This is a genomic window from Pseudonocardia alni (assembly GCF_002813375.1).
GTDB lineage: Bacteria > Actinomycetota > Actinomycetes > Mycobacteriales > Pseudonocardiaceae > Pseudonocardia > Pseudonocardia alni.
The window spans coordinates 960,166-971,263 of the sequence record NZ_PHUJ01000003.1; the positions used below are offsets into that span (position 1 = coordinate 960,166).

Here is an 11,098-nt window from a genome sequence, read left to right on the forward strand (position 1 = left end):
CCGGCCCGGGTGTCCCGCTCAGCGGGGTCCCGGGACGGCGGGCACGACGTGCACGGCACCCCGCGACCGCACGCGGCACCGGTCGCCGGGGTGCGGCACCCGGTCCGTCCCGGCCCGCACCCGCAGCAGGGTGCCCCGGTCCGGGACCCGCCCGTCGAGCAGCACGGTGACGAGCACGGCGTCGCCGACGAAGTCGACGGAGCCGACCCGGCCGGGCGCGCCGGGACCGTCGGCGCCGCCCAGCTCCAGCTCCTCGGGGCGCAGCACCGCCACCAGCGGCGCCGCCGGCACGTCCGCGGTGCGGCAGGGTGCGGCGCCCAGCGCGGTCGTGACCGTGCCGGCCTCCACCCGGGCGGGCAGCAGCACCGCGTCGCCGACGAACCCGGCGACCCGGGCCGAGGCGGGGGCGGCGTAGAGCTCGCGCGGCGGTGCGGTCTGCTCCAGGCGGCCGTCGTGCAGGACGGCGACGCGGTCGCTGACCGCCAGCGCCTCCCGCCGGTCGTGGGTGATGAGCACCCCGGTGGCGTCCGCGGCCCGCAGCGCCGCGACGACCTCCCCGCGGACCTGCTCGCGCAGCCCGGCGTCGAGGGCGGAGAACGGCTCGTCGAGCAGCACCACCCGGGGGTCCGGCGCGAGCGCCCGGGCCAGGGCGACCCGGCGGCGCTCCCCACCGGACAGGGCGTGTGGCAGCCGGTCGGCCTCGGCGGTCAGGCCGACCAGCGCCAGCAGCTCCGCGACGCGCCCGCGCGCGGCGGCGGCCGGGCGCCGGCCGGGCCCGCGACGCAGCCCGAACCCGACGTTGCCGGCCACGGTCAGGTGCGCGAACAGCGCCCCCTCCTGCGGGACGAGCCCGACCCGGCGCCGCTCCGGCGCGACGGCGGTGACGTCCTCGCCGTCGAGGTGCACCGTCCCGGCCGTGGGCCGGTGCAGCCCGGCGACCACCCGCAGCAGCGTCGTCTTCCCGCTGCCCGACGCGCCGAGCACCGACACCAGCTCACCCGGAGCGACGTCGAGGTCGATCCCGTGCAGCACCGGGTCCCGGCCGTAGGCCGCCCGCAGCCCGCGCACCGACAACCCGGTCCTCATCGCTCTCCTCCCGGCACGCCCGCGGTGGCCCGGACCAGCAGCGCCGCGGGGACGCACGCCAGCAGCAGCAGCGCCAGCGCCGCGGGGGCGGCCGCGCCGAAGGCTCCGAGCGAGGTCTGCGACCACAACCGGGTGGCCAGGGTGTCGATCCCGGTCGGGCGCAGCATGAGCGTCGCCGGGAGCTCCTTCATCGCCGTCACCGCCACGAGCAGCCCGCCGGCGGCCACACCGGGCGCGGCCTGCGGCGCCGTCACCGACCACCAGGTCGACCACGGCGTCCGGCCGAGGGTGCGAGCGACCTCCTCGGCCTCGACCGGCACCCGCTCGACCGCCGTGCGGGTCGCACCGAGCGCCTTGGGCAGGAACAGGATCGCGTATCCGAACACCAGCACCGCCGCGGTCTGGTAGAGCGCCGGGACCAGCACGAGGGACAGGAACACCAGAGCCAGCCCGACGACGACCCCCGGCAGCCCCTGCCCGAGGTAGGCCACCGACTCGGTCGCGGCGACCGCGCGGGACCGGTACCGGGCCGCGAGCACCCCGACCGGCAGCGCCATCGCCACCGCCAGCAGCGCGGCCGCACCGGACAGCAGGAGCGTCCACCCGGCCGCGACGGCCAGCCGCGGCAGGTCGGCGTCCACCCCGCCGGCGGCGACGACCCGGCCGGCCAGCACCGCGGGCGGCCCGACCAGCGTCACCGCCGCGACCGCGCCCAGACCGGCGACGACCGCGGCGCCGGCGGCCGGGCGCAGCCGCACCGGCACGGCCGCGGTCGGCGCGGTGCCCGCCCGGGCCCCGGTGAAGCGGCGCCGGGCGGCCCGCTCGGCCGCGACCAGGCCGAGCGTCGCGGCGGCCAGGACCAGCGCGGTCACCGCCGCGCCGGTCCGGTCGACGGTCCCCTCGTAGGCGGCCTGCACCGCCCAGGTGAACGACTCGTAGCGCAGCAGCGCGGGCGCCCCGAAGTCGGCGAGGGTGTACAGGGCCGCGAGCAGCGTCCCGGCCAGCGCGGCGGGCAGCGTCTGCGGGAGCGTGACCCGGCAGAACGCGCTCACCGGGCCGAGGCCGAGGGTGCGGGCGGCGTCCTCCGGCCCGGTGTCGGCGGCGCGCAGGGCGGCGGCCGCGGGCAGCGTCACGTACGGCGTGCAGGCCAGCACCAGCACGACGGCCAGCGGGCCGAGACCGCGGGCCTCGGGCCGGATCGCGAGCACCGCGAACGCGAGCAGGTAGGACGGAACGGCCAGCGGCAGCGCGGCCAGGACCCACCACAGCCCGGGTCGGGGCAGCCGCACGCGGACCAGCGCCGTCGCCGTCGCGAGGCCCAGCAGCAGGGAGCCGGCGCCGACGACGGCGACCAGCACCGCCGAGTTCAGCGCCAGGGTGAGCGTCCGTTCGCGCGCGAGCAGCGCGGCGACCCGCCCGGGGTCGGCACCCGCGACCCGGACGACGAGCCACACCAGGGGCAGCGCGGCGCACGCGGCGACGACCACCGCCGCGCCCAGCAGGGCACGGGGTGGTCGTCGCCGGCGCCGCACCGGGGCCGGCGGGCCGGCCGGCGCGGTGCGGGGCGGGGACCGGCGCAGCAGCACGGTCAGAGCAGCCCGACCTGCGTCATGAGCTGCGTCGTGCCGTCGAGGTCCTCCAGGTCGGCCAGGTCGAGCCGCGGCGCCCGCAGGTCGGCCAGCGCGGGCATGCCGGCGGGCCCGGCGACGCCCGCCACCAGCGGGTACTCGCCGGTCTCGCGGGCGAAGTACTCCTGGGCCTGCGGCGACACCAGGAACCGGAGCAGCTCCCGGGCCTCGGTGGACTCCGCGGCCCCGGCGAGGATCCCGGCGCCGGTGACGTTCACCAGCGCGCTCGCGGTGCCGGGCGCGCCGAACTTCAGCGCGGTGTTCGCGGGCGGGGTCTCGGCGGCGGCCACGTAGTAGTGGTTGATGAGCCCGACGTCGACGACGCCGCTGTCCACGGCCTCCAGGATCGCGGTGTTGCGCGGGAAGACCTGCACCTCGTTGGCGCGCAGTCCCTCCAGGAACGCGCGGGCGGCGGCGTCGCCCTCCTGGACGCGCAGCGCGGTGACGAAGGCCTGGAAGGAGGCGTTGGTCGGGGCGATGCCGACCCGGCCGCGCCAGCGCGGGTCGGTGAGCTCGGTGACGTCGGCGGGGACCTCGGCCTCGGGCACCCGGGTGTTGTAGGCCGCGACCCGGACCCGGCCGGTCAGCCCGGTCCATGTGCCGTCGGTGGCGGTGTAGGGCGCGGTGACCGCGCCACGCACCTCCTCGGGCAGCGGCGCGAAAGCGCCCGCCCCGGCCAGCGCGCCCAGCGCGCCGGCGTCCTGGGAGAGGAACACCTGGGCGGGTGTCGCGCCGCCCTCCTCGGCGAGCTGCGCGGCGAGCTCGGTGGTCGAGCCGTAGCGGGTGTCGACCGTGATCCCCGACTGCTGCTCGAACTGCGCCAGCAGCGGGCCGACCAGGTCCTCCTCCCGTCCCGAGTACAGGGTCAGGGTGCGCGGCCCGTCGCCCGCCACCGGGGCCGGGTCGGCCGGGGCGCCGCCGCAGCCGGCGACGAGCAGGGTGGCGGCCAGGACGGCGCCGGTGAGCACGCCGCGCCGGGTCGGTCGGGTCGTCGATGGGGTCACGTGGTCCTCCGGGGTGCATGGGGGATCCGCCCGGTTCGCCGGGTCGGTCCCTTTTCGAGCGAGGGGAGGCTAACCTCTGGCGAGGACGTCCTGATCTCCCGAGAATTGAGGGGGTGCGCGCAGGTGCTGCGGGTGCTGCTGGTCGACGACCACCGGTCGTACACCGACCTGCTCGCGCTCGGCCTCGCCGTCCACGGTGACGCGGAGGTCGTCGGCGTCGCGCACGACGCGGTGACCGCCCGGGCCGCACTGGCCGGCCCGGACCCCCGGCGGGCGCCACAGGTCGTGGTCCTCGACGTGCGCCTGCCCGGGGGCGGCCTGACCCTGCTCGGCGACGTCCACGCCGCCGGGGCCCGCGCCCTGGTGCTCACCGCGCACCCGCGGCCCGGTCCGGCCCGCGAGGCCCTCGAGGCGGGCGCGGCCGGTTTCCTGGGCAAGCAGACCCCGCTGGCGGGGATCGTCGCCGCCGTGCGGACGGTCGCCGCGGGCGGCACCGCGCACCCGCCCGCCGCCGCGTCCGAACCGACCGGGGCGACCCTGCCGCGGCTGACCCCACGCGAGCTCGACGTGCTGCGCGGGCTGGCCGGGGGCCGCGACGTCACCCGGATCGCTGCGGCGCACCGGCTGTCGCCGCACACCGTGCGCGACCACGTCCGCGCGCTGCTCGGCAAGCTCGGCGCCCGCTCGCAGCTGGAGGCCGTCGTCGCCGCCGAGCGGCTCGGGCTCGTCGCACTCGACCCCGGGGGCGAACCGGTCCCCCGGGCCGCCGGGCAGCCCGTGCCGTGAGCGCACCCGGTACCGCAGGCCCGGACGTCGTCGCCGGTCCGGACCGGCGGCTGCTGGCCCGCACCCTGGCGCGGCACGCGGTCGTCACCGCCGCCGCGGTCGCGCTGGTGTGCGCGCTGGTCGCCGCCGGGGTCTGGTGGCTGGCCCACGCCGAGGCCGAGCGGCGCGCCGAGGAGGTGTCGCGACGGGTGGCGACGGCCGTCGTCGTCGGCCTGGCCGACCGCGACCTCGCCACCGCCGGGCCCGCCGGCCGCGAACGGCTGCTGGCCGATCTCGCGCCGTTCCGGGCGACCGGGATGGTCAGCCGGGTCAAGGTGTGGTTGGTGGAGGGCCCGACGGCGCGGCTGGTGTTCTCCGACGAGGCCCGCATCGAGGGTCTGACCCGCCGGTTCGATCCCGTCCTCGCCGCCCGGCTCGACGGCGGCGCCGCGGTGGTGCTCCCCGTTCCCGACGACGGCGAGCACCGCTACGAGCGCGGTGACGGGCTCCGCGAGGTCTTCCTCGGCTTCACCGACGGTGCCGGGCGTCCGGCCCGGCTGGAGGTCTACGTCCCGGTCGACGTCGACGGGGCCACCGCACACGCCGTCGGGCTGCTGCTGCCGCCCGCGGTGGCCGGGATGCTGCTCGTCGCGGCCGCGGTCCTGCCGCTGTCGGTGGCGCTGGCGCGGCGTCGCGAGCGCGAGCGGACCGAGCGCCGCGACGCCGCCCTGTACGGGCTGGCCGCCGGCGAGCTCGCCCGCCGCGACCTGGCCCGCCGCCTGCACGACGACGTGCTGCCGACCCTGGCCGGCGCCGGGCTGATGCTCGACCTCGCCCCGGCCCGGCCCGAGCTGCTGGACCGGGCCCGGGCCACGGTCGGCGACGGCGTCGTCCGGATCCGGTCGGTGCTCGACGCCCTGCACCCGGCCGACGTCGACGCCGCCGGTCTGCCCGCCGCGCTGGCCGCGCTCGCCGCCGGCGGCGACCCGCCCGCGGCAGTCGTCACGACCGGGGACCCCGCCGGGACCCTCGACGACCGCGGCGCGGTCCTGCTGCACCGCGTCGCCTCGGAGCTGCTGCGCAACGCCCGCGCGCACGCCCGTGCCCGCACCGTCGAGGTCGGCCTGCACGTCGCGGCCGCCCGGGCCCGGCTCACCGTGACCGACGACGGCACCGGTTTCGACCCCGGCCGCGGCCCGGCACCCGGCCACATCGGGCTGCTGCTCGTCCGCCGCGCGGTGGCCGACGCCGGCGGGACCCTGGAGGTCCGCAGCGCGCCGGACCGGGGCAGCACCGTCACCGTCGTGCTCCCCCGCCGCGGCTGAGCCGGCCGCCGCGCCGCATCGGTGCACGGTGTGCGCCGACGCACGTTCGGCAAAGTTGCACAGGCTGCATCTTTGGGCCAGACTCGTTGCGTGACGTCAACTACCCGCCCCGTGCGCACCCCCGAGGAGGCCGCGGCCCACCGCCGCGACGTACTGCTCCCCCTGACCGGCCTGCTGATGGCGCTGTTCGTCGGCGTGCTGTCCAGCACGATCGTGTCGAACGCGCTGCCCCGGATCCTGGGCGACCTCGGCGGGACCCAGGCCGAGTACACGTGGGTGGTCTCGGCGTCACTGCTGGCGATGACGGCCTCGACCCCGATCTGGGGCAAGCTCGCCGACCTCTACTCCAAGAAGCTGCTGGTCCAGGCCGCGATCGGGATCTTCCTGATCGGCTCGCTGCTCTGCGGGCTGGCGGTCTCCACCGGGCAGCTCATCGGCTTCCGGGTCCTGCAGGGCCTCGGCATGGGCGGGCTGCAGGCGCTGACCCAGGTCGTGATCGCGGCGATCATCACCCCGCGCGAGCGCGGCCGCTACATGGGCTACCTCTCGGGGATCATGTCGATCGCCGTCGTCGGCGGTCCGCTGCTCGGCGGCATCATCGTCGACTCGCCGCTGGGCTGGCGCTGGTGCTTCTTCGTCGGCGTCCCGCTGGCCGCGCTCTCACTGCTCGTGCTGCAGCGCACCCTGAACGTGCCCACCCCCGTCCGCGTCGACGGCGAGCGCCCCAGCATCGACTACCTGGGCGCCACCCTCATCGCCGCCGCGGTGTCGGCGCTGCTGCTGTGGACCTCGCTGGCCGGCAAGCAGTTCGGCTGGGCCTCGCCGACCTCGTTCGGCCTGATCGGCGCCGGCCTGGTGCTGCTGGTGGGCGCGATCGTCGTCGAGCGACGGGCCACGGACCCGGTCGTGCCGCCGTTCCTGTTCCGCGACCGCACCGTCGTGCTCGCCACCGTCGCGAGCCTGTTCGTCGGCGTCGCGATGTTCGGCTCCACCATCTTCCTGTCCCAGTACTTCCAGCTCGCCCGGGGCGCCAGCGCCACCGAGGCCGGGCTGCTCACCCTGCCGATGATCGTCGGCATGTTCGGCGCGTCGAACGTGGCCGGCCAGCTGATCACCCGCACCGGCGTCTGGAAGCGCTACCTCGTCGGCGGCGCGGTCTCGCTGACCGCGGGTCTGTCGCTCGGGGCGGCGGTCATCTCCTCCACCGCGCCGTACTGGCTGGTCGCGGTCGCGATGGCACTGGTCGGCATCGGCGTCGGCACCACGCAGCAGAACCTGGTGCTCGCCGTGCAGAACACCGTCGCGCTGCGGCACATGGGCGCCGCGAGCTCCACGGTGACGTTCTTCCGCTCGCTCGGTGGCTCGGCCGGCGTCGCGGGGCTGGGCGCGCTGCTCGCCTCCGTGGTCGGGTCCCGGACGGCGGCCGGGCTGGCCGACGCCGGTGTCGACGGCGGGGCGGCCGTCGGCGGCGGACAGGTGCCGAACCTGGCCGACCTGCCCGAGCCGGTCCGATCGATCGTCATGGAGTCCTACGGCCACGCCACCTCGATGATCTTCCTGGTGGCCGCGCCGCTGGCCTTCCTGGCCCTGCTGGCGATCCTGGCCCTGCGCGAGGTCCCGCTGCGCGACACCCTCGACATCGAGAAGCCCGCCGACCCCGCGGCCGGTGCCCCGGCCACCACCCCGGCCCCGCCGAGCGGTCCGGTGCTGCACGGATTCGTGCGGGCCGACGGCGCCCCGGCGGGCGGCGCCGTGCTGACCGTCCTCGACGTCACCGGCGACGAGGTCGGCCGCACCCGCGCCGACGCCGACGGGCACTACCGCATCTGCGTCGCCACCGGCATCGTGTCCACCGTGTACCGCTGGGAGGGCCGTCCCGCCGCGCGCCGGGTGACCGTCGGCGCGGACGGGCTCCGACTCGACGTCGACCTGTCGGACGGCACGCCCACCGCCGGCACGACACGCACCACCGACGGGCATCCGGGCCGGCACGAGCTCGTCTCGGTCATCGAGGCGCCCGAGCGCGAGCGGACGGGGGCCGACCGTGGCTGAGCAGGCCGCCCCCGGGCGTCGCGAGCGCAAGAAGGCCGCCACCCGGGCCGCGCTCGCCGGCGCCGCGCTGCGGCTGTGCAGCACGCACGGCCCGGACGCGGTGACCGTCGAGCAGATCGCCGACGCCGCCGACGTCGCGCCCCGCACCTTCTTCAACTACTTCACCTCGAAGGAGGAGGCGGTCGTCGCGGGCAACGCGTCGTCGGCGGACACCCTGCTGACCGCGTTCGCCGCCCGACCCGACGACGAGCCGGTCACCGAGTCGCTGCGGCACGCGCTGCGCGCCGTGGTCACCGACCCCGGCTATCTCGACCGGGTACAGGCGCTGCGGGCGCTGCGGGGGCACCCGACGATCGTCGCGCACCAGATGGCCGCGTTCGCCGCCCAGGAGCGGGCGCTGGCCGACGCCGTCGTCGCCCGGACCGGGTCCGACCCGGCCCGCGACCTCTACCCGACCCTGGCCGCGGCCGCCGCGGTGACCGGGCTGCGCGTCGCGGTGCAGCACTGGCTGGGCGACCACGGCACGGACCCGCGCTCGCCGTCGCTGACCCAGCTGGTGGACGAGGCCATGGCCGTGTTCGACGCCGGCCTGCGCGCCCTGGCGGGGGCCCCGGCCTGACCCGGCGGGCGGCCGGGAGAGGATCACCGGCGTGCCCGTCACCACCGTTCTGGACCGCCCGGCCCCGGCACCGCTGGAGCTGACCCTGCACCCGGTGCCCGACCCCGGTGCACCCGTGCTGCTGGTCGTGCCCGCGATGGGGATGCGGGCGTCGTTCTACACCCCGCTGCTGACGGCGCTGACCGACGCCGGCGTCGCCGCCGCGGTCACCGAGCTGCGCGGACACCAGGCCCGGCCCGCTCCCCCGCCCGGGCGCCGCCACGACTTCGGCTACGACGACCTCGTCGGCGACCTCGCCGCCGCCGTCGAGGCGGTGCACTCCGAGCGGCCCGGCGCGCCGGTGTTCGTCGTCGGGCACAGCCTCGGCGGGCACCTCGCCACCGCGTACGCCGCGCGGCATCCCGACCGCGTCGACGGTGTCGCCCTCGTCGGGTCGGGCAGCGTCGACTGGCGGGTCTGGGGGCCCGCGCACCTGCTGCGGACCCAGGCCGTCGTGGCCGCGGCGATGCTGCTCGGACACTTCCCGGGCGATCGGGTCGGCTTCGCCGGGCGGGAGGCCCGCGGGCAGATGCGCGACTGGGGCCGGTGGGCCCGCACCGGGCGGCTCGCGTTCGGCACGCCGCGGGTCGACCACACCCCGTCGATCGCCGCGGTGCACCTGCCGGTCCTCGGGATCGGGTTCGAGCGCGACGGGCTCGCCCCGCCCGCCTCGGTCGACGCGCTGCTGGACATGTTCGGCGCGGCCACGGTGACCCGTCACCGGCTCGACGTGCCCGCGGCACGCCCGCATTTCGGGTGGGCCCGCGAGCCGGGCGCACTCGACGTCGTCGTGCCGGTGCTGACCGGCTGGGCCCGCGACGCCGCCGGGGCGTGACCCCGGCGGCGTCGGCGTGCGGGCGCTGCGGCTCAGACCCCGGTGTTCACCGACTCGTGCCACGGGATGACCAGGCGTTTCGCGGTGGTCACCATCAGGTAGAGCAGTGACCCCAGCACCGCGAGCAGCACGATCACCGCGAACAGGCGTGGCGCGTCGAGGGCGTTGAGGCTCGACACCACCAGGTAGCCGAGCCCGGCGCTGCCGCCGAGGTACTCACCGACGATCGCACCGATCACCGAGAACACGATCGCGACCTCGGCACCGGCGAACACGTACGGCAGGGTCGCGGGCAGCTCCAGGTTCCGGAACGTCGCCCAGCGCGAGGCGCCCAGCCCGGTCATGACGTCGCGGTGCCCACGCTCGACCGAGCGCACCCCGAGCATCACGTTGAGCATGATCGGGAAGAATGCGAGCAGCCCGGCCATGATGATCTTCGAGGTGGGCCCGAAGCCGAACCAGATCACGAAGATCGGCACGAACGCCACCTTGGGCACGACCTGCAGCGCGACCAGGGCGGGCTGCACCGCGCGGCGCAGCCACTCGATCCGCCCGAGCAGTGCGCCGACGCAGACACCGGCGACGAGCGCGGCGCCGAACCCGACGAGGACCTCCAGCAGCGTCACGCCGATGTGGCCCCAGATCGCCGGGTCGGCCAGCAGCTCCCCCAGGGCGCCGACGACGGCGGCCGGTGCGGGCAGGATGAACTCCGAGACCCCGACCACCGAGACGGTGAACTGCCAGGCCCCCACGAGCAGCAGCAGGAGCACCGGCCCGGAGATCCACGGCAGGCGCCGCAGCCAGGGCGACTCCTTCTCGGGGCCGCCGGGGTCGGTCACGGGGGTGGCGGGGTCGGTCGCCGGAGCGGGCCGTTCGGTCGTGGTCATCGGTTCAGTCCTCCCGGTCCAGCTCGGTGCGCAGCCCGGCGACCAGCGCGCCGAACTCCGGTGTCGTCTCGGTCGCGGCGGACCGCGGCCGGGGCAGGTCGATCGTGGTGATCGACCGGATGCGTCCCGGGCGCGGGGTCAGCAGCACGACCCGGTCGGCCAGGAACACCGCCTCGGGGATCGAGTGGGTCACGAACACGACGGTGGCGCCGGAGACCGCGTGGATCTGCTGCAGCTCCAGGTTCATCCGGTCGCGGGTCAGGGCGTCCAGCGCGCCGAACGGCTCGTCCATCAGCAGCACCGACGGGTCGCAGGCCAGGGCGCGGGCGATCGCGGCCCGCTGGCGCATACCGCCGGACAGCTCCCGCGGGTAGGAGTCCTCGAATCCGCCGAGCCCGACGGTGGCGCACAGCTCGGCGGCCCGGGCGCGACGCTCGGCACGCGGTACCCCCCGCAGCTTGAGCGGCAGCGCGACGTTGTCGGTGATCGTGAACCACGGGAACAGGTTCGCCTCCTGGAACACCAGGCCGAACTCGGCGAAGACCGCGTCGTCACGACGGCCGGCGGCCCACGCGGGCCGTCCGCCCGCCTCGACCAGCCCCGCGGACGGGGCGAGCAGGCCGGACAGGATCCGCAGCAGCGTCGTCTTGCCGCAGCCCGAGCGCCCGACCAGCGAGACGAACTCGCCGCGGGCGACGTCCAGGTCGATCCCGGACAGTGCGCGCACCTCCCCCCGCCGGGTCGGGTACACCTTGTCCACACCGGACACCCGCAGGCCGACCGCGCCCCCGGTCGGGGCCGCGTGCACCCCGGAACGGGTCGCCGTCGCCCGTGTCGCTGTCTCCTGGGTCATGCTCG

At 77.0% G+C, this 11,098-nt stretch carries 10 protein-coding genes; 5 read left to right on the plus strand and 5 right to left on the minus strand.

The genetic code is table 11. The features are described from left to right. Positions 1–18: 18 nt before the first annotated feature. From ATL51_RS05670 to ATL51_RS05680, 3 genes are read right to left on the minus strand one after another with little or no spacing between them, the layout of a single operon-like run. Positions 19–1,086 (minus strand): ABC transporter ATP-binding protein, encoded by a 1,068-nt coding sequence (locus ATL51_RS05670; protein ID WP_100877906.1) that lies wholly within the window; start codon positions 1,084–1,086, stop codon positions 19–21. Then, the gene (locus ATL51_RS05675; RefSeq protein WP_301548906.1) at positions 1,083–2,672 is read right to left on the minus strand and encodes an ABC transporter permease; all 1,590 of its coding nucleotides are present in this window, start codon (positions 2,670–2,672) and stop codon (positions 1,083–1,085) included. The genes ATL51_RS05670 and ATL51_RS05675 overlap by 4 nt, the downstream gene beginning before the upstream one ends. Before the next feature lie 2 nt (positions 2,673–2,674). Continuing rightward, positions 2,675–3,718, minus strand: coding sequence for an extracellular solute-binding protein (locus ATL51_RS05680; protein WP_100877907.1), 1,044 nt, complete (start codon positions 3,716–3,718; stop codon positions 2,675–2,677). A gap of 123 nt (positions 3,719–3,841) precedes the next feature. On the opposite strand from ATL51_RS05680, the gene ATL51_RS05685 reads away from it, so the two are divergent. The 5 genes from ATL51_RS05685 (at position 3,842) to ATL51_RS05705 (ending at position 9,353) form a co-directional block, all read left to right on the plus strand. Continuing rightward, positions 3,842–4,504: a response regulator transcription factor gene (locus ATL51_RS05685; protein ID WP_167409965.1), complete on the plus strand. Its 663-nt coding sequence runs from the start codon at positions 3,842–3,844 to the stop codon at positions 4,502–4,504. Beyond that, positions 4,501–5,808 (plus strand): sensor histidine kinase, encoded by a 1,308-nt coding sequence (locus tag ATL51_RS05690; RefSeq protein WP_100877909.1) that lies wholly within the window; start codon positions 4,501–4,503, stop codon positions 5,806–5,808. The genes ATL51_RS05685 and ATL51_RS05690 overlap by 4 nt, the downstream gene beginning before the upstream one ends. A gap of 90 nt (positions 5,809–5,898) precedes the next feature. Continuing rightward, positions 5,899–7,860 (plus strand): MFS transporter, encoded by a 1,962-nt coding sequence (locus ATL51_RS05695; RefSeq protein WP_301548907.1) that lies wholly within the window; start codon positions 5,899–5,901, stop codon positions 7,858–7,860. Then, positions 7,853–8,479: a TetR/AcrR family transcriptional regulator gene (locus ATL51_RS05700; protein ID WP_073575057.1), complete on the plus strand. Its 627-nt coding sequence runs from the start codon at positions 7,853–7,855 to the stop codon at positions 8,477–8,479. Before ATL51_RS05695 ends, ATL51_RS05700 begins: the two co-directional genes overlap by 8 nt. A gap of 31 nt (positions 8,480–8,510) precedes the next feature. Continuing rightward, positions 8,511–9,353 (plus strand): alpha/beta hydrolase family protein, encoded by an 843-nt coding sequence (locus tag ATL51_RS05705; protein ID WP_100877910.1) that lies wholly within the window; start codon positions 8,511–8,513, stop codon positions 9,351–9,353. Between the two features lie 32 nt (positions 9,354–9,385). Here ATL51_RS05705 and ATL51_RS05710 read toward each other — a convergent pair whose 3' ends face one another. Together ATL51_RS05710 and ATL51_RS05715 are read right to left on the minus strand one after the other, a co-directional pair. Continuing rightward, the gene (locus ATL51_RS05710) at positions 9,386–10,240 is read right to left on the minus strand and encodes an ABC transporter permease (RefSeq protein ID WP_083474056.1); all 855 of its coding nucleotides are present in this window, start codon (positions 10,238–10,240) and stop codon (positions 9,386–9,388) included. Positions 10,241–10,244: 4 nt separating this feature from the next. Then, positions 10,245–11,093 (minus strand): ABC transporter ATP-binding protein, encoded by an 849-nt coding sequence (locus tag ATL51_RS05715; protein WP_100877911.1) that lies wholly within the window; start codon positions 11,091–11,093, stop codon positions 10,245–10,247. Between the last annotated feature and the right edge of the window lie 5 nt (positions 11,094–11,098).